This is a genomic window from Clostridium sp. YIM B02551 (genome assembly GCF_022324735.1).
Lineage (GTDB): Bacteria > Bacillota > Clostridia > Clostridiales > Clostridiaceae > Clostridium_T > Clostridium_T paridis.
This window is the reverse complement of the sequence record NZ_JAKGTF010000009.1, coordinates 94738-118544: the sequence shown is the minus strand read 5'-3', so window position 1 is coordinate 118544 and position 23807 is coordinate 94738. Positions and strand designations below refer to the sequence as shown.

The window sequence follows — 23807 nt, the reverse complement described above, 5'->3', positions numbered from 1 at the left end:
ACTCTCCTTTGTAAATAATTTGTTTGTTTTATTATACGGTATAGAATTTGTGAATACAATTATATATATATTAAAAGATGGATAAGTTGGTATAGAAAGGATGGCACGATATTTATATAAAAGAAGAAATTTATTAAGAAGGTGCATATAAATGGAAGAAAAGCAGAAAGCAGGGGTTTTTAGTTATTATTTATTTATATTTTTTGTAGCTTTTATTATGGATAGATTTTATTCTAATGTAGCTATGGTGGTATATGGATTTTTAGCAGTTCTATTACTTATTAATATCATTAGTTTAATAAGAAAGAAAAGTAAGAAATCAGATTGGCTGTTTGTTTTAATTTTCTTTGTAATTATAGCTAATAGAGCAATAAACTCATGGTTTTATTCACAGGATCATCTTATTATTGATACAGGTTATAAGGATATATTTGTTGCATTAATATTACTGTTTGCATTTATATTCTATATTCTTTGTGGGTACAAGGAAATTGATTCAAAAGAAAGTAGATTTAAGTTTATAGCATTTTTGATACTAGCCATCATTGGGACAGGCTTATTCTTTGTGAATGATATAGTAGTGCCTATAATACAAGGATATTAATTTAATAGTATGAAATATTAGACACTATATTTTCTGAAATAGATTTATAGTGTTTTTCATTTGGATTAAATATATATTTAGTGAAAATAATGGTAAAAAGGTGATACAATATTCATAATACATTTAATTACGAAAGAGGTATTCATGTGAACTATTACTTTGGATTTTCATTCTATGGACTAATAATCTTTTTATTACCTATGATACCTAACTTATTTTACTTTATTAAACCTGTTCCTTATACCTTAGGGAATAATGAAAATAAACATGTGTTGCTAGATATTATTGAAAATATATTTAGAGTAGTATTTTTTATAATGCTTATATTAGTTGTAAGTGAGCAAGCAATTAAAATTCATAGTACTCATATTATTTGGATAGTAATAATACTACTTTTATATTATGTGTTTTGGGGATTCTTCTTTATAGGAAAGGTTAATTTAATTATTATTTTAGGACTGGCTATTTTCCCAGTGACCTATTTTATATTATCTGAAATATGGCTTCACAATTATATTGCAATTATTCCGACTGGATTATTTGGTATAGTTCATGTAATTATTAGCTATAGAGATTATGAGTTTAATAAAAAGGAGGTAAAAATTATGAATAAAATAGGATATATTTTTTCATGGGTACTAGCGATGCTTGGAATTGTTTTTTTGTATATTACATTTATAATTTATACATCACTTCGTTCATTCATTCCAGCATATAATGAAGCACTTATGCCTGGGAAAACATATATACTAGATTATACTATTCCTAGTTTAATGTCAGTATTATGCATTATAGCTGGTATAGTAATGGGTGTTTATTTTTACAGAAAAGAAAATCATACTTAAGGGGGAAAAGAAAGATGGTTACATTTTTGGCGAAAGTTATAATTTTTTGTGCAGTTGTAAGACTAATAGCTAGTTTTTTTGGTAAGGGAGATGGCGAGTATAATCGAAGGAGGAATAGTCGCAATTGGTATGCTGATGAAATGAACAGGCAACAATTCCAAGAGTTTCAGGAGGAAATGAACAGACAACATCTCCAAGATTTTGAGAGAGAATCATTAAAACAAATAACACCTTTCGAGCATGGTGGTTATGATATGACACAAGGAAATAGTTTCAATGATAATAACCATAATGGAATGAATGGATTGTAGAAAATTTATAGATATATAGAAAAGTATTGAACTTATTCTTATAAATATAATAAGGGGGACGAGAGTATGATTTGGATTTTAGTTATCATTACAGTAATAATTATACTTATTTTAGTATGGTTTAATATTTCTTATTCACCAGTTAAAGCTGAGTTTAAGAAATATATTCATGAAGAATTAAAAAATTCTACGACTTTAAATAAGAATTTTACAGAAGAAGATATTTCAAGTTTACCATTACCTGTACAGAAATATTTTCGTTATTGTGGGTATATTGGCAAGCCTAAAATGGCAAATATGAAGATATACTTTAAAGATGTAGATTTTGTGCAGGCTTCAAGAAAGCTTAAAATAGAATATACATTATATAGCTTTATTAATAAGCCAACTAGGTTCGCCCTTATAAATACAAGTTTAATGGGAATTCCTTTTGAAGGTATTGACTCATATAAAGATGGAGTTGGAGGAATGAAGGGGCAAATAGCTAAGCTTATAACACTATTTGATGAAAGAGGAAAAGCTATGGATAAAGCATGCCTTGCAACATATTTATCTGAAGGTTTAATAATACCTAATGTTGCTTTGCAGGATTTTGTTAATTGGGAAAGTATAGATGAAAATCATGCAAAAGCTAATATAACTTATTATGGAATTGAAGCTAGTGGAATTTTCACCTTTGATGATAATGGATGCATGATAAGTTTTACTACAGAAGATAGAGAATATAATGATGGAAAAGGTAATTCAAGAATTGAAAAATGGTCAGCTGTTTGTAGAGGCTATAAAGATGTAAATGGAATAAAATATCCTACAGTTTTACAAGGTGTTTGGCACTTAGCTGCTGGGGATCTCGTATACTTTGATGGTAAGGATATGAAAATAGAATATAATCTGCAGTGATTTATAAGAAAGTTTGAGGTGTTTATATGAGAAATATGAAATCCTTACAGGAAGTTGATAAAAGCACATATAATAAATTCACAGTTCCACTATATGAAAGCTATTGTTTTTCTAATATTTTTGGAACTATAAAGGATTTATTTGGTATTGATGCAGATAAGAAGTTACCCATTGATACTTTACAAGGGTTACAGTCATCGCCAAATAAAGTTGTATTTTTCTTAGTAGATGCCTTTGGATGGAGCTTTTATGATAAATATAAAAGTAAATCAAAATTTTTAGGGGAAATTGAAGAAGGTGGAGTAGTATCGAAGTTAACCTCCCAGTTTCCTTCAACTACAACTGTACATGTAACAACAGCTTTAACTGGAGAATCTATAAATGAACATGGACTTTACGAATGGTTTTATTATGAGCCAGTAGTAGAGGATGTAATAGTTCCATTTTTATTTAAAGAAGCTAGAAAAGATGGAATGCAGACCTTAAAGGACAGAAATATAGATCCATCTAGCTTTTTGCCTAAAGAGAGTTTATTTAAGAAATTAAAAGAGCATGGAGTAAAGAGTACAGTTTATCAGCCTAAGAGAATAAATCAAGGTACATTTACAGAGACAATGTGTAAACATGCTGAATTAAAGGGGTATGAGAGTTATAAGGAGCTGTTTGAAGGGTTATCTAAGGATTTAGATAAGAATAATGAAAAAGAATATTTCTATGTTTATATACCTGAACTGGATACTGTAGCTCATAAAGAAGGAGACTCTTCTAAAGAATTTGAGGGAGCAGTAAAAAAGTTGTTTAAATATCTAGATTCCTTTTATGATAATGGAAAAAGTAAGTTTAATGATACACTGATTATGATCAGTGCTGACCATGGACAGATAGAAAGTGATTTAAACAAAAAGTATTATTTAAATGAAATGATACCTGATATTGATAAGTATTTAGTTAAAAATAAAAATGGTGATATTATGTCTCCAACTGGTTACGCAAGAGACCTAATCCTACATGTAAAAGAGGAGCATTTAATTTTCTTAAAGGAACTTTTGGTGAATGAATTAAAAGGGTTAGCAGAAGTTTATACTTTTGATGAACTAGCTAAAATAGGTTTTTTTAATAATCCATCAAAAAGATTAAAAGAAAGATGTGGTAATCTTATTGTATTACCAAGAGGAAATACTAACATATGGTGGTATGAGAAAGATGTTTTCGAAATTATCTTTAAAGGGGTACACGGTGGAGCAAACAAAAAAGAAATGGAGATACCATTATTAACCTATTTATTTGACTAATTTTTGGTTAGAATTTCTAATTGACTATTATTAATTTACCTTATATAATTACTTATACAGACACCGATTAAACATTCTCAAGATGTTATGGAGTCTTAGAAAATAGTATATAAAGACTGAAAGTAAGTTCAGTCTTACATAATAAATTTCTGAAATATTTGAAAAGCTCCTATTTTGAATCTACATTACAACAAAGGGAGTCTCATAAAATTAAGATTATATTAGGCCTATGGTGAGTCCCATATGATTTCATAATTGAAAACATAACGGCAGTAGGAAAATAGAAGCTTATTTGCGGACACCCACCTATCAAGAGATAGGTCTCAAAATTGGAGAAACGGTATTTTGGACGCAATATGCAAATAATGAACTACCTTTATGGTAGTTCTTTTTTGTTTTACAGATTAATTAAAACAATTTATTCTCTTAAATCTTCTTTAATTCTTTGTTCAGCGTAGCTTTCTTCATTTTTCATATTACTTAAACCCATATTAACGGGACCAAAAGCTAAGAGTGTGTTTATTGGCTTAGCAGCTTCTTCTTTTTGCTCATGATTTCTTTTTAAATAAATTCCTTCTTCAATTTCTATATCCTTCTCCTTATGTATCATAGTTACACCTCCATATAATTAGGAAACCAGTATAAGGATACTGGTTTTTATATTTATATATTTAATTAGATGTGATTAGTTGCTGGTTGAGAAATATTTTTAAGTGCGTCTTCAGCATTATCTTGAAGAGTAGGCTCTACAGAAATATCTCCAAGTGCAACTATACCAACAAGATTGTTGTTTTGAATAATTGGAAGTCTTCTTATTTGTTGGTCACTCATTATTTTAGCTGCATCATGAATATCCATATCAGGGGTTCCTGTTACAGGCTTTGATGTCATGACATCCTTTATTTTTTGAATACTTGTATTTTGACCTGTTGCTACTGATCTTACAGCAATATCTCTATCTGTAACAACACCAACTAAATTTTGTTCTTGGCATACAGGAATTGATCCAATATCGAATTGTTTCATCATTTGAGCAGCTCTTTCAACAGAATCATCTTGACTTAAACTTACTAAATCTTTTGACATTATATCTTTTACTTGCATAACATTCACCTCCAAATATATATTTCCCAAGGTGGATGTTTTTTATTATTATAAATCTCCTCTTTTTATAAAAGAACTTCTTATTATTTCATTTCTAAATTCTCCAGATATACACATGGAAACAGCTTTCTTTCCTAAAGTAGTTATATGAAAATCAATAGTAGATATATCTAAAAGCTTACTTATAGCTTGATTATCCTGCCCTATAATTAATGGAACTTTAATTCTATTATCTTTAAAAAATTTATAAATTCCAGCTGCAACTTCATCACTGTTTGCGAATATGCAATCAACATTGTCCTTTAAACTATAAAAATATTTTCCAGCACAGTAGCCGTCCTCAAAATTTTTACAATTATTATATATTAATTTTGTTGAAAAACTTTTTAAGTTAGTTTGAAATATATTAAAAACTTTTTGTGAAGCCAAACTTGAATCATAGGTCCTACTAAAGGTAAGAGCAAAGTTTTTATAATTCTTCTTTTTAAGCTCTGCTAATATAGGTTCATAGGCCTCAAATCTATTTATGTAGACAGAAGGAAGACTGCAGTTACCTACATCTTCACAGCAGATAATTGGGCCATATTTTGTATATTCTTCTATTAATTTAAAAGAATTTGAAGCAGATAAAATTATAAGACCATCAAATTCTTTTGAGGAAAACATTTTTAGATAGTCAAGTTCTATCTCTTTATCGTAGTTTGTAGGTAAAAAGGTAACTTTATAACCATCTCTAAAACCTTCTTCCATAATCCCACTTATTATCGCATCATAATAACTATTAGAACTGCTATAAGGTACTATTATTCCTAGGTTAAAGCTCTTCCCAATACTAAGACTTACTGCCTTGCTATTTGGAATATAATCGTATTTAGATACTATTTCTAAGATCTTATCTCGAGTTTCTTTAGAAATTCTAGGTTGATTATTTAATGCACGAGATACTGTAGAAACAGAATAACCCGAAATTTTTGCAATATCATAAATAGTTATCATAAAGCTCACTCCTTAAACCATTAGTTAAAATAATTTTACCTTAAAATGTTTTTTAAAAAAAGTATTGACGCAGAACCCGTTTCGCAAATTATACTTAGGTAAAGTTAACAATAAAATACCACAGAGATGTAATTAATAGGAGGAAAAAATGAAAAGATTATTAAGTTGTTTTGCAAGTGATTTTAAGAAAATGAGTAGAGATGAATTAAAACAAGCAATTTTAGCAAGTGAAGGAAGAACTGTTCTAGGAGAAACAGTGGTAACTGCAGCACCTTTAATAGAAGGGCTTACTAATGCAGAAGTAATGGCATCTTTTGGTGCTGATTTAATACTACTTAATGAATATGATGTGTATGAGAAGAAGGTTCAAGGATTAAAAGAATGCGATAAAACCATTGATAGACTAAAAGAGATGGTTGGAAGACCAATTGGAATTAATTTAGAGCCTGTTGATGAAGATGCAACATTTATAGAGGATAAGTTAAATATTTCAAAGGGAAGAAAAGCAACTAAAGAGACATTTATTGAAGCAAATAATCAAGGAATAGATTTTATTTGCTTAACAGGAAACCCAGCTACTGGAGTTTCAAATAGTGCTATTTTAAACTCAATTAATATTGCTAAGAAGTATTATAAGGGATTAATATTTGCTGGTAAAATGCATGGAGCAGGAATAAATGAAAAATTTCTTGATGTAGACATTATAGAAAGATTTATAGATGAAGGTGCAGATGGAATTTTGGTTCCTGCAGTAGGTACAGTTCCAGGAGTTCAAGAACAAGAACTATATAATTTAGTTAAGAAAGTAAAAGAAAAAGGGGCACTGAATATAAGTGCAATAGGAACTAGTCAAGAAAGTGCAGATGTAGACACCATAAGGCAATTTGCATTAAGTAATAAAAGAGTTGGGATTGATATTCATCATATAGGAGATGGTGGATATGGAAGAATGGCAGACCCAGAAAATATTATGGCTTTATCTATAGTAGTTAGGGGAAAAAGACATACTTATTTTAGAATGTCACAATCACTAATGAGATAATTCCATAAATTTATTGTGATATAATAAAAGCATATTACCCGGAAAATATTTAAATCAGAAATATATATAAAATGAGGAATGAGAGTAATAAGGAGGACAAAATGAGTAACATTGTATTTCTTAATTCAAGCAGAGTAAATTTTGATAATTCACTTGATTTTTCAACTCTAGATAGCTTAGGTAAAGTTACAAAATATGATGATAGTAATGAAATTGAAATTCTAGAAAGAGTAAAAGATCAAAACATTGTAGTTACTAAAGAACTTGCTATAGGAAGAGAGTTAATAGAAAAGTTTCCTACAAGTGTTAAATTAATATGTGAAGCTGGTACAGGATACAATAATATTGATATAAAGGCTGCAAAAGAGAAAAACATAGCAGTTTGTAATGTGCCAGGTTATAGTAGCGAAGCGGTGGCTCAATTAGTGATTACATTTATGTTAAGTTTAAGTTCATCTTTATCAGAGCAGCAAAGGATGATTGAAAATAATAACTATAGTAATTTTACTAAATACCTAGGGGTGCCACATTTTGAAATACAAAATAAAACACTGGGAGTTATAGGAGCAGGTTCTATAGGACAACAAGTGATGAAAGTAGCTAAAGCCTTAGGAATGAATATACTTGTTTACAGCAGAAGTCATAAAGATTTAGGTGACTCAAGTATTAAGTTTGTAAGTATAGATGAACTACTTAAGGAAAGTGATTTTGTTACTATTCATTGTCCACTTACTCAGGAAACAAAGCATCTTATTGATAAGAGTAAGTTGAAATTTATGAAGCCTTCAAGCTTTATAATAAATACTGCTAGAGGAGCAATTATAAAGGAAGTAGATTTAATTGAGGCTTTAGAAAATAAAATCATAGCTGGAGCAGCGCTTGATGTTCAAGAGATTGAACCGCCAGAATTAGATAATCCTCTTTTTAGTATGAAAAATGTTATTTTAACTCCTCATATTGGTTGGAAGTGCCTTGAATCAAGACAAAGACTTTTGGATATTTTAGCTAAGAATATTGAAGCCTTTATAAAGGAAAAACCAATAAATAGAGTTTGTTAGTTATATAAAGGATATATGGAGTAAAGCATAGAATAACAAACATTTTTTCGTGTTTGTTATTCTATAGATAATTCCCCTTTGCCTAATATAGCTATACTAAAATTAGGGTTTAAAGTAATTAAGTTGAATTTTGGTGAATTAGGAGATAATTTTACTGCCTGTATTATTCTTAAGTTTTCATCAGCAAACACTACAAAAAGCTCTTCATTTGGAGATATATTTTTAATATAGTGTTCTGATTCAGCTGGAAAACTAAAATCTTTGGCACTATATACCCCTTGCTTTAAAGTAGTTGCAGCAGATACAGGAATAACGTTATTAATATTAATTAACATAGATAAAAAAATAAGGGCTGAAACAATAAGTTTTTTCATAAATATAACCACCTCTCAATCTTATTATTTGATTTTAATTAGAATAAGTCCTTAAGTAATTGATATTTGACCATTTCCTAATATTACGATTCTGTAAGTAGGTTTTAAAGCAACTAAATTTACATTTTTAGAGCCTGGCGGCATTTTTAAAAACTGAAGTAGTACTTGCTTTTCATCATAAATCTGTAGAAGTACTTCGTTTTCTTTAGATAGATTTGCTGCAGAATAGAACTCACCTTCTGGAACATTTAAATCTGATAATTTATACACTCCTTCTTTAAATAGTGTTGCAGCATGTGTCGGTATGATTATATTAAATGAAATACAGGAAAAAATAATAAAAAAAGCAATAAATTTCTTCATTAGCATAACAACCTCTCGAAATTATTATATTTAATAACATTTGATTGAGCTTAAATCAGCGTCTTTCTTCTGAAATAAACAATTCTCCTGGACCGAGTATTACAAGTCTATAGTCTGGCTTTAATGCAACTAAAGTAAATTTTCTTGAACCAGGGGGGATTCTTAAAAATTGTTGTATCTCTCTGTCTCCGTTATAAATTTGCACAAATATTTCACTATCTTTAGATAAATTTTGTGCTGTATAAAAGTTACCAGCTGAAATATTGAAATCAGATAATTTGTATACTCCTTCTTTAAATACATTTACAGCAGAAATAGGAATGATCGTATAAAATAATATGCATGAAAAAATCACAAAAAAAGCAAGAAGTTTTCTCATCTAGATAACCACCTTTCCAGTTTATTATTTGTGTTAATTTATAAACTATACCTCTGGCCTACTTAGTAACTCATTAAGTTAAAAAACTACAATATATATAAATTATATTATTAGTAGAATTTAAACAATTAAAGAGGGGAATTAGAGTTATGGGAAAGAAGAAAGATAAATTAATTTATTTGGAGGAGTATGTATTAGTAAACGGAATAAAACAATACCTTTTTCATTCAGGTACAAGCTATGATAATCCAGTAATGTTATTTTTGCATGGAGGACCTGGAAATGCAGAATCCATATTTGCATATGCGTTTCAGGATAAATGGGAAGATATTTTTACAGTAGTTCACTGGGATCAACGTGGAGCCGGAAAAACACTTATTAAAAATCCAGATAAACATCCAACAATTGATTTGCTTTTAAAGGACTTAAATGAAATAATTCAATATTTAAAGAAAAAGTATAATAAGCAAAAGATAATAATACTTGGACATTCTTGGGGAAGTGTTTTAGGCAGTATATTTATAAAAAAGTATCCTAAAAATGTAGCTTATTATATTGGGGTTGGGCAAGTAATAAATATGCGTGAAAATGAGCGTGTAGGATATGATAAAGTTAAGGAGTTAATTATAAGTGCTAATGATAAAAAATCATTAAAAAAAATAGAAGCTATTGAAAATTATCCTGGTGATAAATATGATAGTGAATTTATGAAAAAATGTATTAAACTTAGAAGACTTCAAGGAAAGTATAATTTAGCAGTAAAGATAGGTCTTTCAATGACACTAATTGCATTTAAAAGTCCTATTTCTAAGTTATCTGATTTTTCAGCACTTTTAAAAGGTAATAAAGCAAACGAGAAAATAATAAGTTATTTATTTAACTTTGATTTAAATTCGGAGACGGCAGAGTATAAAGTACCAATCTATTATGTTTTAGGTGAAGATGATTGGCAAACACCTTATGTAATAGCTAAGGAATATTTTGAAAATATTAAGTCACCATATAAAAAGATTTATTTAATACCTAATGCGGGTCACATGACTATGCTAGATCAGCCAGAACTGTTTTATAATGCACTAATTGAAATAAATAATCACGAAAAATAAGTAGTTAAGGGACTTTTTGTTAGCAAAATTGCAAACAGAAAGTCCCTCTGTGCACCTAAAAACTTTTTAGGGCAAATATTTAGAATTTATATTAAATATAATGCATTATATACAAACAAATTAGTCTCAAGCCATATAGTTAACTATAAAGATTTAGCATGCTAATAAGGACAAATAAAGATTTAAGAGCACTAATATAAATAATTTATTATAGATATATAATCTTTTGACTATATACATATTTTATTACTTATAATAATGGTTTTTTATCATATAAGATAATTATATAAACTTATATAATCCAACGACTATAAAGTGTTAGTACAAAAGCTTATATGATGTTAGCTTAAACCTACATGGTAAGTCTAAATATTACTATGATAAAAGATAACTTAAACCATAATAACACTATATCACTTCCATATAGATTAGCTAATCTTTATCTGTCCTCTGATATTATATTAACCAGATTAACTCTAATTACACTGGAAAGTAGAGATAATAAAATGATAACATTAGCTATTAAATTAAAATTTTAGAAATTTGATTATTTTAAAGGTTGCATTTGTGTTAATTATAAAATTCAAATATAATATTAACAAGCATTTGGATTTATTTGTAAGTTGAAATTTTGGAGGTGAGTACCATTAGTAAAAAGAAAAGGTTACTTTTAATTATAGTTCCTATAATAGTATTTTTAGCATCTGTAACTTTTATAGTTTTTAATTTCAATGGTAATAAGCGTAAGGAAGTAGTATCAATTGAGATAATTCAACAAAAGGATGAAGATAAAATTATTCTTTTAGATAAAAATATAATAGACAAGTTTATGAAAGCTTTAAATGATAAAAAGAGAACTAATAAAAAACTTGATATACGCTCACCTGATTATATGGTTAAGATAAATTATATAGATAAATCAAAGGAAGAATATAATCTATGGATAGATAAAAATGATAGTGCACAAGGTGTCTTAATGAAAGGGAGTAAAGTTTGGTTTATAAATAAAAATTCAAATGTTATTTTAAATGAACTTTTAAAAAATAAAGTTAGTACTATTAATATAGAAGAGGCACAAGATATTATATCAAGCTATCTAGAGGCATTAACGCAAAAAGATTTAGAAACTTTAAAGAAATATGGAACTGAAGTCTTTACAAAAGGACTTAATGAAGAAGGAATTTCTTATCTTAGAAAAACTCTTCAATCTGCAAAGTTATTAAATGCTAAAATCAATACTTGTGATAAAGATAGAGTTTTAATTGATTCAGAGGTAGAAATTATATGTTATGAGGATGCACAAACTGCAGGTGATTGGATTCCAGGAAGATCAATTTCTACTAAGCAATTTGAACTAATTAAGGTAGAAGGTAAATGGAAGATTAATTCATGGGGGTATTAATACAATGAATAGATTAGAAGAAATAAGAAAGTTAATTAACAATATTTTGATAGAAGGTAATATATCAGAAGAGAAGAGTGGAGTATTTTCACATTTATATGGTGTATCAAATACATGTAGTTTAATAGCTCTTAAACGTGGACTAAATGTTGAATTATGCGCAATTATAGGAATGCTTCATGATATTTCAACCTATAAAACTCATTATACTTTAGACCACGGTATATTAGGAGCTATCGAAGCGAAAAAAATATTTGAAGAAATTAAGCTTTTCAATGAAAAAGAAATAGAAATTATTTGTAGTGCTATAAGTAAACATAGCAACAAATATAACATAGATAATGAATATGATGAGGTATTAAAGGATGCAGATGTTTTACAGCATTATTTATATAATACAAGCTTTGAAGTAAGTGAGAAAGAGAAGAATAGGTTAAGTAAAGTATTGGGTGAATTGGGAATAGTCTCAAATATTTAAAGTTGATTTTTCATGAAAGTAATAAATTATAGAGTATATAGTAGCACCAACAAGTTTTACTATAATATCTGTCATAGTATCTTCAAGTCCTCCAGCAGCCATGCTGGTTTTTAGAAAATAATCACCAAGATATTCAAAGATTTCCCATAGGGTTCCTAATGTTATGGCAAGACTAAAAGCAAATAGGATTTTAAAGAGTATAAATCTTTTTTCAGTAGATTCAGCACCCTTATTCAAATTACCTTTTATTAAGTAGAATCCAGTTAAGGTAGCATAATAGCCAAATACTCCGTGAAGTAGTAAATCCCACCACCAAAACATAGTATAGAAATTTATAATTTCACCTAAATATTGAGCAGAAAAGATAAAAATTACTGAAACTAGCTTAAAACTAGGAGGTAAGAAAATATTTCTATTTTTAAGAATAGCTGAAATGACAAAAGGTAAGAAAAGACATACAAAGGCTAAGCCGCATAACGCTAAGTCGCCCCACTTAGCAGAAAATAGTGTGGTTACAGTTGTGATGAGCACTATTATTTCAAATATTAAGGTTAATATTATTGGTATTCTATTTCTATAAGTATTATCCATGACCTAAATCCTTTCTTAGCTACATAAGTCCTACATATAGTAATGTTTCAATAATAAATGCTTTTTATACAAAGTTTGAAGGAAGAAGGACATGTTGAAAATGATAAAGGAATCTTGTTATAAATTAGTACAAGATTCCTTTTGGTTTTGCGTTTATATTAATAAATAAATTTTTAATAATTAATGAGGGTACTTATATATATAAACTAAATTATTGTCCTTATCAAAACCGCTTAATGATACTAAGTTACCTCCTTTATTATCAGTATCCCAATAGAATATAAACATTTTACTTGAATCAATTGAATAATCCATAATAGTTTCCTTGCTATTTATTTCGGCATATAGCCTTACTGAAGTTATATTTGGATCATTTACATATCCAAAGACATAATTTTTAGATAAATCTCTAAAGGTTGTAGTTCCTTCAAAAGATTGAGTGATCTTTTCTGAATTATTTATGGGAAGAACATAAGTGTAACCGGAAGGATACCACTTTATTATTTTTTTCTCAATAGCAGTTATTGAAATCCAATCTTTATATTTACCTAAAAATATTTTACCATACTCTAAAGAGAGTTCTTTTTTTGTTTCAGAGGGTCCATAGTGTTCATTTATCTCAGAATCTCTCAATGCTCCATTAGCAGTAAATCTACCATAAGAAAGAAGATAGTAGTGAATGCATAATAGTAGAAGAATTATTGCTAGTATCCATTTAATAACATCCGGCAATTTGTCTTTTATCTTCATATGCTTGTACTCCTTGAACATGGTATTTTCATTTCAAAGTTTCTATCGTATAGTTGAAGTTTTAGTGTAATCTCTTTGCTATTTGAATTGATAAAGTTATAGGAAATTAAATCATCTTGGCCAAAGAGTTTTCCTTTGCTTTCTCCACTATGGCTAATATATTTATTACCGTTATCATCATATAATTCTATCGATTGAAAATAAAAGTTTCCTCCTATTTTTTTATGCTTATAACTATATCTTAAGTAAGTATTTTCATCTGTAAAAGTTATTCTTTGAATTGTTAATACAGCATTATCAATTTTTAAGCTCTTATTAACTTCTATATCATATGCAGTACCTTTTTTTATTTTATCCTTTAATTCAGCATTATCTAAGTATTTCCCTGAGGGTATACTTGTTAAAATTATTGGAATTAATAAAATAGTACAAATAATAATGATTGCTTTTCTAACTCTTTTCAATATAATATCCCCCATAGATTTAATAATTAAAGAGTAATCTTATCAATAGACTTTAACAAATTATAACATTTTATTACATATATTGTATATATGTATATTGCTTTTTGTATTACGCATAATAAAACTGAAAGGTGGTTACATGATGAAGAAGTTTAGAGTTTTATTAATAGTTTTATTAAGCTTATTCTTAAACACATTTGTAGCAATACCGGTGTTTGCGAGTCCAGCAACTACTTTTAAGGAAGGGGTTTACAAAATATCTGATTTAGAACCATCCCCTAATAATTTATATACAATTGAAAATATTTCTCCTAAGAAAAGTATTTTTATATTGCTTGCAAATGAAGATCAAGTTGCAATGCAAATTATAAAATTAGAGCCCGGAACACAAAAATATGATTTGAGACCTATGAAGCCTGAGTATAGAATTTTATTAATTGGTGATGGAGAGGCGCGAATACTTCCTAAAACCTGATAAAGATATAAATGTAAGAGCCAATAGAATTGAAAGGTGGATATATGATGAAAAAGTTTGTTATTTCTCTAATGTTATTTTTCTTATTAGCCTTTAATATTGTTAATGCTGCACCTCAAGTTAGGGCCACTGCAAATACCTTTAAGGAAGGCGTTTATAAATTATCAGATTTTATTTATTCTCCGAGCAATATATATAACCTTAAAAATGTTTCATCAAGCAATACTGTGTACTTACTTATATTTGATGGAAATCAAGCAATAGTGCAATCTATAAGACTAGAACCTAATTCACCTTACTATAATACAATATCACTTAGGCCAGAGGATAGACTGGCTATATTAGGCAATGGAGAAGTATATATATCACCTAAGACATTTTGAAAACACTTTTATATAAAGTGTTTTTTCTTTTAATTTTAAGGTTTTGAATAATATTACTATAGCGTAGGAAAACTATATAAGATTTTTAGGCTTATTAATAAAAACAATTAATATTGGGCTTTGAGGAGGAAATTTATGAGTAAGAGAAATTTACCTATATTAGAAAGATTAAAGTATTTTTCTAAACGAGAACATCTTTCAGATAGATGGACTGAAATTTCCCCATATTCAAGGGAACAGGAAGTTATTTATAGAAACAGATGGCAGCATGATAAAGTAGTACGCTCAACTCACGGAGTTAACTGCACTGGTTCTTGTAGTTGGGATGTATATGTAAAAGATGGGTTAGTAACTTGGGAACTTCAAAGAACAGATTATCCTTCTACTGGACCAGATATGCCAGATTTTGAACCTAGGGGGTGTCCTAGAGGAGCAACCTTCTCATGGTACCTTTATAGTCCATTAAGAATAAAATATCCTTACATTCGAAGAGTACTACTGGAGCTTTGGAGAAAAGCCATGAATGAAACTGGAGATCCTGTTTTAGCATGGGCAAGTATAGTAGAAAATCCAGAAAAAGCATCAAAATATAAGTCCGCAAGAGGAAAAGGTGGATTTATTAGAGTCTCTAAGGAGGAAGCTTACAAAATCATTTCAGCAGCCTTAATATATGACATAAAAAAATATGGGCCAGATAGAATAGTTGGAGTGTCACCAATACCTGCAATGTCTATGATTAGTTATGCTGCGGGAACTAGATTCCTATCATTATTAGGTTCTCCTCTTATGAGTTTCTACGATTGGTACGCTGATTTACCTCCAGCTTCACCACAAATTTGGGGAGACCAAACTGACGTGCCAGAAAGTAGTGATTGGTACAATTCTAGTTATATTATGATATGGGGATCTAATCTTCCGCTTACAAGAACTCCGGATGCTCATTTTATGGTAGAAGCTAGATATAAAGGAACAAAGGTAGTTTCTGTAAGCCCAGATTATGCTGAGTATGTTAAGTTTGCTGATAACTGGCTTCAAGTAAAAGCTGGGACAGATGGAGCACTAGCAATGGCAATGGGTCATGTTATTCTTAAGGAATTTTACATAGATAAAAAAGAAAGTTTTTTTATAGATTATGTAAAGGCATATACTGATATGCCATTTCTAATAATGCTTAAGAAAAAAGGCGAAAATTATGTATCAGATCGTTTCCTGAGAGCTAGTGACCTAGATAAGAATTTAACTAATAGTGAATGGAAAACAATTATATTTGATGATAATTCTCAAAAACTCTCTATCCCTAATGGAAGTGAAGGTTTCAGATGGGAAGAAGGAGGAAAATGGAACATTAAGGGGGAAGACTCTGAAACGGGTGAAAAGGTTAATCCTAGGTTAAGTTTATATGGTGTTCATGATGATATAGTTGGAGTTGAGTTCCCTTACTTTGGAGAAGAAGGAAAGGATACATTTAGACAATCGGTTCCGGTGAAAAGAATAAATAATGGAAATGAAGAAATTATTATTACAACTGTATATGATTTAACAGTTGCTAATTATGGATTAAGTTCTAATTTGGAAGAAACCACATCAATAAATTATGATAGCTTAAATCCATACACACCTGCTTGGCAGGAAGCAATAACTGGAGTAGATAGAAAGTTAGTTATACAAATTGCCAGGGAATTTGCAGAAAATGCAATTGCATCTAAAGGAAGATCAATGATAATCATGGGAGCAGGTATTAATCATTGGTATAACTCAGATACAATTTATAGAGCAATAATAAATATGGTTATGTTAACTGGATGTGAAGGTGTAAATGGAGGAGGATGGGCACATTACGTAGGACAAGAAAAGCTGCGTCCTATAGAAGGGTGGGCTACAATAGCTTTTGGAAAGGATTGGACAGTGCCACCTAAATTTCAAAATTCTACTTCATTTTATTATTTTGCTACGGACCAATGGCGCTATGAAAATATGGAAATAGATGAATTGGTTTCACCTACAGTTGATAAAGCTAGATATAAGCATTGTGCAGATTATAATGTTATGGCTGCAAGACTTGGATGGCTACCAAGTTATCCTCAGTTTGATAAAAACTCCTTATCCTTATATGATGAAGCGCTTAAAAATGGTGCTAAAACCAATGAAGAAATCGCAAACTTTGTAGGGGATATGCTTAAAAAAGGTGAATTAAGGTTTAGTATTGAGGATCCTGATGATGAAAGGAATTTCCCCAAAACAATGTTTGTTTGGAGAGCTAATTTATTATCAAGTTCAGGAAAAGGTTATGAATATTTTCTAAAGCATTTATTAGGAGCAGATAGTGGATTACTTAATGAGGATGATAATAGTATACATCCAGAAGAAGTAAAATGGAGAGAACATGGAGCAGAAGGAAAATTAGATCTTTTGGTGAACTTGGAGTTAAGAATGTCAGGTACCGCCTTATATTCAGACATTGTTTTACCTACAGCCACTTGGTATGAGAAATCAGATTTAAGTAGTACTGATATGCATCCATTTGTACATACCTTTAATCCAGCTGTTGCTCCGCAATGGGAATCACAGTCAGATTGGGAGATCTTTATTGAATTATCAAAAAGTTTTTCTAAAATGGCAGAGAAACAATTTGATGGTCCTGTAAAAGATGTATACGGAATTCCTTTGCTTCATGATACCCAGGATGAAATTGCGCAGCCATATGGTCAAGTAAATGACTGGAGTAAAGGCGATAATAAAGCTATCCCTGGAAAAAATATGCCTAGGATAAATGTAGTTGAAAGGGACTATGGAGCAATTTATGACAAGATGATTTCACTAGGACCAAATGTTAAAGAAAAGCCTATAACTACTAAAGGAGTAAGTTTTTTAGCAGCTGATGAATATGAAAAACTAAAAAATATATGTGGAACAATTAATAGAGAAGGAGTCGCCCAAGGGTGTCCTGACTTAACCGTAGATAGAAATGCCTGTGAAGCTGTACTTATGCTTTCATCTACAACAAATGGAACAGTTGCAGTTAGGGAATGGGAAGGGCTTGAAAAGAAAACCTCACTAGAGCTTAAAGAATACGCTCTTGAGAGGGCAGAAGAGCGATTTACTTTTGAGGAAATAACAGCTAGACCTAAAACAGTTATTACTTCTCCAGTGTTTACAGGCTCAGAGAAGGGAGGAAGAAGGTATTCACCATTTACTACAAATGTTGAAAAGTTAATCCCTTGGCACACATTAACCGGTAGACAACATTTTTATTTAGATCATGAGCTAATTTTAGAGTTTGGCGAAGCCTTAGCATTATTTAAACCCCCATTGAAACATTCTCCATTTGCAAAAGAGGGCAAAAGACCAGAAAGCAAAGGTAAAGAAATAACTGTAAATTATATGACTCCTCATAATAAATGGTCTATTCATACTATGTTCCATGAAACTCCTAATATGTTAACTCTGTTTAGAGGAGGTCCAGTTATATGGATTAATAATAAGGATGCGGAAGAAGCTGAGATTAAAGATAATGATTGGGTAGAGTGTTTTAATAGAAATGGAGTAGTTGTTGCAAGAGCAGTAGTAAGTCATAGACTTCCTCGTGGAAATGCCTATATGTATCATGCACAAGATAAAACAATAAATGTTCCTGGCTCAAAAATAACTAATACAAGGGGAGGAACACATAATAGCCCTACTCGAATTTTTATGAAACCAACTCATATGATTGGAGGCTATTCGCAACTTAGCTATGATTTTAATTATTACGGTACTACAGGCAGTCAAAGAGATTTAAGTGTTGTAATAAGGAAGTTATCGGAGGTTGATTGGTATGAGGATTAAAGCACAACTTGCTATGGTAATGAATCTAGACAAATGCATAGGATGTCACACTTGTAGTATTTCTTGTAAAAATGTTTGGACTAATCGCCAAGGTGCAGAACATATGTGGTGGAATAATGTTGAGACTAAGCCCGGAATTGGATACCCAAGAGAGTGGGAGAATCAAGAAAAATATAAGGGAGGCTGGAAATCAGTTGGAGGAAGGCTGGTTTTAAGAGCTGGAAACAAACCAACAGTACTTGCAAAAACCTTTTATAATCCCAATCTTCCGGTTATTGATGATTACTATGAACCTTGGAGCTATGAATATGAAAAGCTCATGAATGAAAAAGATAAGAAAAGTCCGCCATCAGCGCGCCCTATCTCATCCTTAACCGGCAAGCATATGGATATTAAGTGGGGTCCTAATTGGGAAGATGATTTGGCAGGTGTATATGAAACAGGGAAGAAAGATTCGGATATGTATGGGGTTGAAGAGGGAGTTCTTTCTGATTTTAAAAAGGTGTTTATGATGTATTTACCAAGAATATGTGAGCATTGTCTTAATCCGTCATGCGCCGCAGCATGTCCATCAGGAGCTATATATAAAAGGGATGAGGATGGCATAGTTTTAGTTGATCAAAATTTGTGTAGATCTTGGAGGCTTTGTGTATCAGCATGTCCGTATAAAAAGACCTATTATAATTGGAATAGTTTTAAAGCAGATAAATGTGTGTTTTGTTTTCCTAGAGTTGAAGCAGGGCTCCCAACATTATGTGCAGAAAGCTGTGTAGGAAGATTAAGATATATTGGAGTTATACTTTATGATGCAGATAGCGTTGGTTATGCAGCATCAGTTAAGCAAAATAGTAGAGCATATAATGCTCACCTTAATGTAATTCTAGATCCTAACGATGAGGATGTTATAAAGCAGGCAAGGAAAGATGGAATACCAGAGTCATGGATAGATGCAGCTAAAATATCACCTATATATAAATTAGCAGTTAAATGGAGAATAGCTTTTCCTCCTCATCCAGAGTATAGAACTCTTCCTATGGTTTGGTATGTCCCACCACTTAGCCCTATTTTGAAGACAATAAATGGAGAAGAACGAATTTCGGACATAAGAAAGGTATTTCCAACTATAGAGAACATGAGAATTCCAATACATTACCTAGCAAATTTATTAACAGATGGGGAAGATGGATATATTCAAGAAGCACTAAAAAAAATGGCAGCCATGAGATATCATATGAGAGCAGTTAATCTAGGGATTGAAACAGATAAAGAAATACTAAAGGAAAATGGACTTACAGAGGAGTCTGCAGAAGAAATGTATAGGCTTCTTGCAATATCAAAATATAGAGATAGGTTCGTTATTCCATCTAATCATAGAGAAATAGCAGAAGATTTATTACATGAGCAGGGAACTTGCGGGATTGACCTTGAAAATAATAAAGGACCATACATAAATAGTTAGTGGGAGGTGAGGTATATGAATGACGATTTTATAAAAAAGGTATATTTAATTACCTCTTTCTTATTGAGATATCCTGATAATAATTGGTTTATTGAATTAAAAGAGATTAAGAATGAAATAGAGGAAGAAGGAAATAAAAAAGAGTGGAGTGAAGTTTTAAGTTTTATTAATTATGTTGAGAATATTATGGAACTTGATCTTCAAGAACTCTATGTTAGTACATTTGATTTTACAAATATGACTCCCTTAAACTTATCTTATTTTAAATATAAAGAAGATAGGGATAGAGGAATGGGGCTTCTCAATATAAAAGAAAAGTATAGAAAGGCTGGCTTTGAAATGGTGGAAAATGAGCTTCCAGATTTTTTGCCTTTGATACTGGAATTCTCAGCCTTAAGCTTAAATAATGAAATACTTATGGAATATAAAGAGTCAATTTATGAAATGTTTCTAAAGCTTAGAAGGGAAGGAAATCCTTATAATAAGGTGTTTAACATACTGCTAAATGTATTAAAAAAGGATGAGATTGATTGTGAATTAACTGGGGGTGGAAACCTATGATTTTTTTTGAACAACTTTTATGGATTATATATCCCTATATAGTAATAACAGTTTTTATCCTTGGCTTATTTTTAAGATATAACAATGACCAGAGAGGTTGGAGTTCAAAATCCAGCGAGCTATTAGAGAAAAATCTTCTTAAGTGGGGGAGCACTCTTTTTCATATAGGGATTATTTTTGCATTCTTAGGCCATGTGGCTGGAATAATAGTTCCTTTGTGGTTTTATAGAGGATTAGGGGTTAGTGATGAACAGTATCACATAATGGCTACAATTATGGGGGGGCTGGCAGGGTTAGCTAGTTGTATAGGTTTAGCAATTCTTGTATATAGAAGATTTATGGTTACAAGAGTTAGAATGACAAGTAGTTTTAGTGATTTAATATCAATTCTATTACTTCTATTAGTTGTATTTAATGGAATGCTTGTAACTATAGTACATTCAATTAATCCAGCAGGGTTTGACTATAGAGCATCTCTTGCTCCATGGTTTAGAGGAATATTAACTTTAAAACCTGACGTAACGCTTATGATGCAGGTCCCAATTTTGTTCAAGTTTCATGTGTTTACAGCCTTTTTATTTTTCGCACTAATGCCATTTACAAGAATGGTTCACATAATTAGTCAACCAGTGACCTATATATTTAGAAGTTATATTGTATACCGTAAAAGAAGTTAAAGTAATTTTCTTGGAGGAAATTCACTATGCAATTTACCTTAATGTTTATCTTGTTATTTTTGATTTTTTTCATAATTAAAATATTATTATTAAAGTCTACCCCTTCTGAAACAGCTGCAGGGGCAATAGTTATGGGGTGTGGGATATTTATAAATGGAGCAATGAAGAATATACCCTTACTAGAAAATAAAGCAGGGAAGATACTTACAACTTCCTTGCTAATTATATGGATATTCATTGCTGCGTCTTTTATAGAATCTGCTATAAAAAAAACAATTAATGAAATTCATTTTAAGGGGGCAATAAAAAGCTTTGGTGTTGGGACTTGGGTGGCAGGAACTTCTGTATGCGGAATAGCCATTTTTCAAAGAATTCATGAATTAGATACATTTGCAAGGGTTATGTTTTGGGGGAATTTAGCTTTGTGGGCTTTATATTTAGCAATATGCATTAGAAATTATGGTGCTATTTTCGGTCAGGGATTATATAGTAAAGTTCACGGCATATTATTACTTTCTACAGTAAGCACTCAATCTATTGTGGTATTTGGAAATACAATCTTTGGAGAAAAATTTCCTAAGCTAGTAAGCTCCTCACTTATATACTTAGGAATAGCCTTATACATATTAGCCTTTATTCTAATAATAAGAAAATATTTTTTTTCGAAAGAATGGAATCTCGAGGATGGCTGGACAAATACAAATTGTATTCTTCATGGAGCAATGTCTATTACTGGTCTAGCAAGTGCAGTGTCTGGTGCTATTAATTACAACCTAGTGTTGTTTATATGGCTTTGGATATTATTATGGTTTATTATAGTTGAATTTATTGAAGTATTAAGAGCAATTAAAAGAGTAAATAAGTATGGCTTTATAAAGGGGGTTGCAGTGTACAATGTTACACAGTGGTCAAGAATATTTACCTTTGGAATGCTATATACTTTCACAATGAAATTTAATCTAAGTCTTCCTACTTTAACTAGTAAGTTTTTATTTTCAATTCAAAATTTTATTTTAAGAAGCGGAACTTGGATAATGGTATTAATACTTCTTTATGAAGGAGTATTGTATTTTATATACCAGTCAAAGAATAGATTGGGAAAAAGTGCATAAAATAGAAACGAAGAAAGTATATAGGGGAATGATTTGTGATTAAAGTAGAAGAAGCAATTAACACAATTTTAAGTAGTACTTCTACATTGAAAACTGAAGTGGTGGATATTATGGAAGCACTAAATAGAGTTTTGGGAGAGGATATCTATTCCAAAGAAAACATACCACCATTTAATAATTCTGCAATGGATGGATATGCAGTAATATCTTCCTGCTTCGATAGTTTTGATGAAGAAAGTGGAGTTTTATTAAATATAGAAGGAAATATTCCGGCGGGTTATGAATTAAAAGTATCTCCTTGTAAAGAAACAGCCATAAGGATTATGACAGGAGCTAAAGTTCCTGAGGGTTATGATACTGTAATCCCTATTGAACATACTAAAAGCAATAATAATAAGGTCATGATTCTTAAGAAAGCGAGAAGATGGGAAAATGTTAGATTTCAAGGAGAAGATATAAAAGAGGGAGATTTAGTCTTAAAAAAAGGAGAATTGATAAATCCTACAAAAATAGGGATGTTGGCTGCTTTAAATATTAAATATGTTAAAGTTGCTGTTAAGCCAAAGGTTGCAATATTAGCAACTGGAGATGAACTTATAAATCTTGGAGAAGAACTTTTACCAGGAAAGATAAGAAATATAAATAGTTATAGTTTGCAATCAATGTTAATTGATGCTGGATGCAATGTAGAGGATTTGGGAATTGCTAAAGATAACAGATATGAAATAACAAATAAATTAAAGAGGGCCAAGGAATGCGATATATTAATTATTTCTGGTGGTGTTTCTGTAGGAGATTATGATTATACAAAAATTACTCTAAAGGAAATGGGAGCAGAAGAAAAGTTCTGGAAAATAGCAGTTAAACCTGGGAAACCTGTGCTGTTTAGCTTACTTGTAAATACTCTTGTGTTTGGCTTACCAGGAAATCCTGCGTCAACCGTGGTAGCATTTCAGGAATTTGTATTACCTTCTATTTATAAACTTCAGGGAAGAATAAATAAACAATTAAATATGGTTACAGCAGTTCTTGAAGAATCTATAAAAAAGAAACCTGGAAAAGTCCATTTCTTAAGTGGAAAGTGTTTTTTAAAAGAAGGTAGATTATACGTTAAGGCTATGAAAAAGCAAAGTTCAGGTTCATTTAGTTCTATAATAAATTCTAATTGTTTTATCGTTGTTCCTGAAGAAGTTACTGAAATAAAAAAAGGGGAAGAAGTTCTTATTCAAATAACTAATGAAATAGGTGAATAAATA

General features: G+C 30.4%; 27 protein-coding genes and 1 other RNA gene. 19 read left to right on the top strand and 9 right to left on the bottom strand.

Annotation, left to right across the window (positions count from 1 at the left end; all coding sequences use genetic code 11):
* Positions 1–151 precede the first annotated feature (151 nt).
* From L1S47_RS12185 to ssrS, 6 genes are all read left to right on the top strand, one after another.
* Entirely contained in the window at positions 152–604 is a 453-nt protein-coding gene (locus L1S47_RS12185; RefSeq protein ID WP_238883805.1) for a hypothetical protein, read from the top strand.
* 146 nt (positions 605–750) lie between these two features.
* Positions 751–1449 carry a hypothetical protein gene (locus tag L1S47_RS12180; protein WP_238883804.1) on the top strand — a complete coding sequence of 233 codons (699 nt, stop codon included), beginning with the start codon at positions 751–753 and terminating at the stop codon, positions 1447–1449.
* Between the two features lie 14 nt (positions 1450–1463).
* Positions 1464–1760 (top strand): hypothetical protein, encoded by a 297-nt coding sequence (locus tag L1S47_RS12175; protein WP_238883803.1) that lies wholly within the window; start codon positions 1464–1466, stop codon positions 1758–1760.
* A gap of 66 nt (positions 1761–1826) precedes the next feature.
* A complete protein-coding gene (locus L1S47_RS12170; RefSeq protein ID WP_238883802.1) occupies positions 1827–2660 on the top strand; it encodes a DUF6544 family protein in 834 nt (277 codons plus the stop codon).
* Between the two features lie 26 nt (positions 2661–2686).
* Complete coding sequence (locus tag L1S47_RS12165; RefSeq protein ID WP_238883801.1) at positions 2687–3952, top strand: alkaline phosphatase family protein; 1266 nt, start codon at positions 2687–2689, stop codon at positions 3950–3952.
* Positions 3953–4095: 143 nt separating this feature from the next.
* A non-coding RNA gene (gene ssrS, locus L1S47_RS12160) (6S RNA) lies at positions 4096–4308 on the top strand.
* Between the two features lie 62 nt (positions 4309–4370).
* On the opposite strand, the gene L1S47_RS12155 is transcribed toward ssrS, so the two are convergent.
* The 3 genes from L1S47_RS12155 to L1S47_RS12145 form a co-directional block, all read right to left on the bottom strand.
* Positions 4371–4562: a hypothetical protein gene (locus L1S47_RS12155; protein ID WP_238883800.1), complete on the bottom strand. Its 192-nt coding sequence runs from the start codon at positions 4560–4562 to the stop codon at positions 4371–4373.
* A 65-nt stretch (positions 4563–4627) separates the two neighbouring features.
* Complete coding sequence (locus L1S47_RS12150; RefSeq protein ID WP_202768705.1) at positions 4628–5056, bottom strand: CBS domain-containing protein; 429 nt, start codon at positions 5054–5056, stop codon at positions 4628–4630.
* A 48-nt stretch (positions 5057–5104) separates the two neighbouring features.
* The gene (locus L1S47_RS12145) at positions 5105–6052 is read right to left on the bottom strand and encodes a LacI family DNA-binding transcriptional regulator (protein ID WP_238883799.1); all 948 of its coding nucleotides are present in this window, start codon (positions 6050–6052) and stop codon (positions 5105–5107) included.
* 148 nt (positions 6053–6200) lie between these two features.
* On the opposite strand from L1S47_RS12145, the gene L1S47_RS12140 reads away from it, so the two are divergent.
* Positions 6201–7094 carry a haloacid dehalogenase-like hydrolase gene (locus tag L1S47_RS12140; RefSeq protein ID WP_238883798.1) on the top strand — a complete coding sequence of 298 codons (894 nt, stop codon included), beginning with the start codon at positions 6201–6203 and terminating at the stop codon, positions 7092–7094.
* A gap of 101 nt (positions 7095–7195) precedes the next feature.
* Complete coding sequence (locus L1S47_RS12135) at positions 7196–8152, top strand: NAD(P)-dependent oxidoreductase (protein WP_238883797.1); 957 nt, start codon at positions 7196–7198, stop codon at positions 8150–8152.
* 56 nt (positions 8153–8208) lie between these two features.
* Here L1S47_RS12135 and L1S47_RS12130 read toward each other — a convergent pair whose 3' ends face one another.
* The 3 genes from L1S47_RS12130 to L1S47_RS12120 are packed head-to-tail and all read right to left on the bottom strand — an operon-like array spanning position 8209 to position 9268.
* Entirely contained in the window at positions 8209–8526 is a 318-nt protein-coding gene (locus tag L1S47_RS12130; RefSeq protein ID WP_238883796.1) for a hypothetical protein, read from the bottom strand.
* 51 nt (positions 8527–8577) lie between these two features.
* Positions 8578–8889: a hypothetical protein gene (locus L1S47_RS12125; RefSeq protein WP_238883795.1), complete on the bottom strand. Its 312-nt coding sequence runs from the start codon at positions 8887–8889 to the stop codon at positions 8578–8580.
* A gap of 55 nt (positions 8890–8944) precedes the next feature.
* Positions 8945–9268 (bottom strand): hypothetical protein, encoded by a 324-nt coding sequence (locus tag L1S47_RS12120; RefSeq protein ID WP_238883794.1) that lies wholly within the window; start codon positions 9266–9268, stop codon positions 8945–8947.
* A 149-nt stretch (positions 9269–9417) separates the two neighbouring features.
* Between L1S47_RS12120 and L1S47_RS12115 the strand changes: the two genes are divergently transcribed.
* The 3 genes from L1S47_RS12115 to L1S47_RS12105 all read left to right on the top strand — a co-directional run bounded on the left by L1S47_RS12115 (position 9418) and on the right by L1S47_RS12105 (position 12254).
* A complete protein-coding gene (locus L1S47_RS12115; protein ID WP_238883793.1) occupies positions 9418–10374 on the top strand; it encodes an alpha/beta fold hydrolase in 957 nt (318 codons plus the stop codon).
* A 637-nt stretch (positions 10375–11011) separates the two neighbouring features.
* Positions 11012–11776 (top strand): hypothetical protein, encoded by a 765-nt coding sequence (locus L1S47_RS12110; protein WP_238883792.1) that lies wholly within the window; start codon positions 11012–11014, stop codon positions 11774–11776.
* A gap of 4 nt (positions 11777–11780) precedes the next feature.
* A complete protein-coding gene (locus L1S47_RS12105; RefSeq protein WP_238883791.1) occupies positions 11781–12254 on the top strand; it encodes an HD domain-containing protein in 474 nt (157 codons plus the stop codon).
* Here L1S47_RS12105 and L1S47_RS12100 read toward each other — a convergent pair.
* The 3 genes from L1S47_RS12100 to L1S47_RS12090 all read right to left on the bottom strand — a co-directional run bounded on the left by L1S47_RS12100 (position 12243) and on the right by L1S47_RS12090 (position 14059).
* Entirely contained in the window at positions 12243–12845 is a 603-nt protein-coding gene (locus tag L1S47_RS12100) for a hypothetical protein (RefSeq protein ID WP_238883790.1), read from the bottom strand. The two genes, L1S47_RS12105 and L1S47_RS12100, sit on opposite strands and share 12 nt — an antisense overlap.
* Positions 12846–13025: 180 nt before the next feature.
* Complete coding sequence (locus L1S47_RS12095) at positions 13026–13595, bottom strand: hypothetical protein (RefSeq protein WP_238883789.1); 570 nt, start codon at positions 13593–13595, stop codon at positions 13026–13028.
* Positions 13592–14059 carry a DUF5643 domain-containing protein gene (locus tag L1S47_RS12090; protein WP_238883788.1) on the bottom strand — a complete coding sequence of 156 codons (468 nt, stop codon included), beginning with the start codon at positions 14057–14059 and terminating at the stop codon, positions 13592–13594. The genes L1S47_RS12095 and L1S47_RS12090 overlap by 4 nt, the downstream gene beginning before the upstream one ends.
* Positions 14060–14201: 142 nt before the next feature.
* On the opposite strand from L1S47_RS12090, the gene L1S47_RS12085 reads away from it, so the two are divergent.
* The 8 genes from L1S47_RS12085 to glp all read left to right on the top strand — a co-directional run bounded on the left by L1S47_RS12085 (position 14202) and on the right by glp (position 23804).
* Complete coding sequence (locus L1S47_RS12085; RefSeq protein ID WP_202768718.1) at positions 14202–14534, top strand: hypothetical protein; 333 nt, start codon at positions 14202–14204, stop codon at positions 14532–14534.
* Between the two features lie 47 nt (positions 14535–14581).
* A complete protein-coding gene (locus L1S47_RS12080) occupies positions 14582–14917 on the top strand; it encodes a hypothetical protein (protein WP_238883787.1) in 336 nt (111 codons plus the stop codon).
* Positions 14918–15052: 135 nt separating this feature from the next.
* Positions 15053–18742, top strand: a complete 3690-nt coding sequence (locus tag L1S47_RS12075; protein WP_238883786.1) for a nitrate reductase subunit alpha — start codon at positions 15053–15055, stop codon at positions 18740–18742.
* The gene (gene narH / locus L1S47_RS12070) at positions 18732–20201 is read left to right on the top strand and encodes a nitrate reductase subunit beta (protein WP_238883785.1); all 1470 of its coding nucleotides are present in this window, start codon (positions 18732–18734) and stop codon (positions 20199–20201) included. The genes L1S47_RS12075 and narH overlap by 11 nt, the downstream gene beginning before the upstream one ends.
* 15 nt (positions 20202–20216) lie before the next feature.
* Positions 20217–20762, top strand: coding sequence for a nitrate reductase molybdenum cofactor assembly chaperone (narJ, locus tag L1S47_RS12065; RefSeq protein ID WP_238883784.1), 546 nt, complete (start codon positions 20217–20219; stop codon positions 20760–20762).
* Positions 20759–21439 carry a respiratory nitrate reductase subunit gamma gene (gene narI, locus L1S47_RS12060; protein WP_238883783.1) on the top strand — a complete coding sequence of 227 codons (681 nt, stop codon included), beginning with the start codon at positions 20759–20761 and terminating at the stop codon, positions 21437–21439. The genes narJ and narI overlap by 4 nt, the downstream gene beginning before the upstream one ends.
* A 26-nt stretch (positions 21440–21465) precedes the next feature.
* Positions 21466–22551 carry a hypothetical protein gene (locus L1S47_RS12055; protein ID WP_238883782.1) on the top strand — a complete coding sequence of 362 codons (1086 nt, stop codon included), beginning with the start codon at positions 21466–21468 and terminating at the stop codon, positions 22549–22551.
* 35 nt (positions 22552–22586) lie between these two features.
* Positions 22587–23804, top strand: coding sequence for a gephyrin-like molybdotransferase Glp (glp, locus tag L1S47_RS20755; protein ID WP_238883781.1), 1218 nt, complete (start codon positions 22587–22589; stop codon positions 23802–23804).
* Positions 23805–23807 lie beyond the last annotated feature (3 nt).

Bases quoted from the DNA above. Each gene is read 5' to 3' on its own strand.
- narH (WP_238883785.1), top strand. From the start codon at position 18,732: ATGAGGATTAAAGCACAACTTGCTATGGTAATGAATCTAGACAAATGC.
- L1S47_RS12145 (WP_238883799.1), bottom strand. From the start codon at position 6,052: ATGATAACTATTTATGATATTGCAAAAATTTCGGGTTATTCTGTTTCT.
- L1S47_RS12125 (WP_238883795.1), bottom strand. From the start codon at position 8,889: ATGAAGAAATTTATTGCTTTTTTTATTATTTTTTCCTGTATTTCATTT.
- L1S47_RS12055 (WP_238883782.1), top strand. From the start codon at position 21,466: ATGCAATTTACCTTAATGTTTATCTTGTTATTTTTGATTTTTTTCATA.
- L1S47_RS12130 (WP_238883796.1), bottom strand. From the start codon at position 8,526: ATGAAAAAACTTATTGTTTCAGCCCTTATTTTTTTATCTATGTTAATT.
- narJ (WP_238883784.1), top strand. From the start codon at position 20,217: ATGAATGACGATTTTATAAAAAAGGTATATTTAATTACCTCTTTCTTA.
- L1S47_RS12075 (WP_238883786.1), top strand. From the start codon at position 15,053: ATGAGTAAGAGAAATTTACCTATATTAGAAAGATTAAAGTATTTTTCT.
- narI (WP_238883783.1), top strand. From the start codon at position 20,759: ATGATTTTTTTTGAACAACTTTTATGGATTATATATCCCTATATAGTA.
- L1S47_RS12135 (WP_238883797.1), top strand. From the start codon at position 7,196: ATGAGTAACATTGTATTTCTTAATTCAAGCAGAGTAAATTTTGATAAT.
- L1S47_RS12185 (WP_238883805.1), top strand. From the start codon at position 152: ATGGAAGAAAAGCAGAAAGCAGGGGTTTTTAGTTATTATTTATTTATA.
- L1S47_RS12080 (WP_238883787.1), top strand. From the start codon at position 14,582: ATGAAAAAGTTTGTTATTTCTCTAATGTTATTTTTCTTATTAGCCTTT.
- L1S47_RS12175 (WP_238883803.1), top strand. From the start codon at position 1,464: ATGGTTACATTTTTGGCGAAAGTTATAATTTTTTGTGCAGTTGTAAGA.
- L1S47_RS12085 (WP_202768718.1), top strand. From the start codon at position 14,202: ATGAAGAAGTTTAGAGTTTTATTAATAGTTTTATTAAGCTTATTCTTA.
- L1S47_RS12150 (WP_202768705.1), bottom strand. From the start codon at position 5,056: ATGCAAGTAAAAGATATAATGTCAAAAGATTTAGTAAGTTTAAGTCAA.
- L1S47_RS12165 (WP_238883801.1), top strand. From the start codon at position 2,687: ATGAGAAATATGAAATCCTTACAGGAAGTTGATAAAAGCACATATAAT.
- L1S47_RS12170 (WP_238883802.1), top strand. From the start codon at position 1,827: ATGATTTGGATTTTAGTTATCATTACAGTAATAATTATACTTATTTTA.
- L1S47_RS12115 (WP_238883793.1), top strand. From the start codon at position 9,418: ATGGGAAAGAAGAAAGATAAATTAATTTATTTGGAGGAGTATGTATTA.
- L1S47_RS12140 (WP_238883798.1), top strand. From the start codon at position 6,201: ATGAAAAGATTATTAAGTTGTTTTGCAAGTGATTTTAAGAAAATGAGT.
- L1S47_RS12105 (WP_238883791.1), top strand. From the start codon at position 11,781: ATGAATAGATTAGAAGAAATAAGAAAGTTAATTAACAATATTTTGATA.
- L1S47_RS12155 (WP_238883800.1), bottom strand. From the start codon at position 4,562: ATGATACATAAGGAGAAGGATATAGAAATTGAAGAAGGAATTTATTTA.
- L1S47_RS12120 (WP_238883794.1), bottom strand. From the start codon at position 9,268: ATGAGAAAACTTCTTGCTTTTTTTGTGATTTTTTCATGCATATTATTT.
- L1S47_RS12095 (WP_238883789.1), bottom strand. From the start codon at position 13,595: ATGAAGATAAAAGACAAATTGCCGGATGTTATTAAATGGATACTAGCA.
- L1S47_RS12100 (WP_238883790.1), bottom strand. From the start codon at position 12,845: ATGGATAATACTTATAGAAATAGAATACCAATAATATTAACCTTAATA.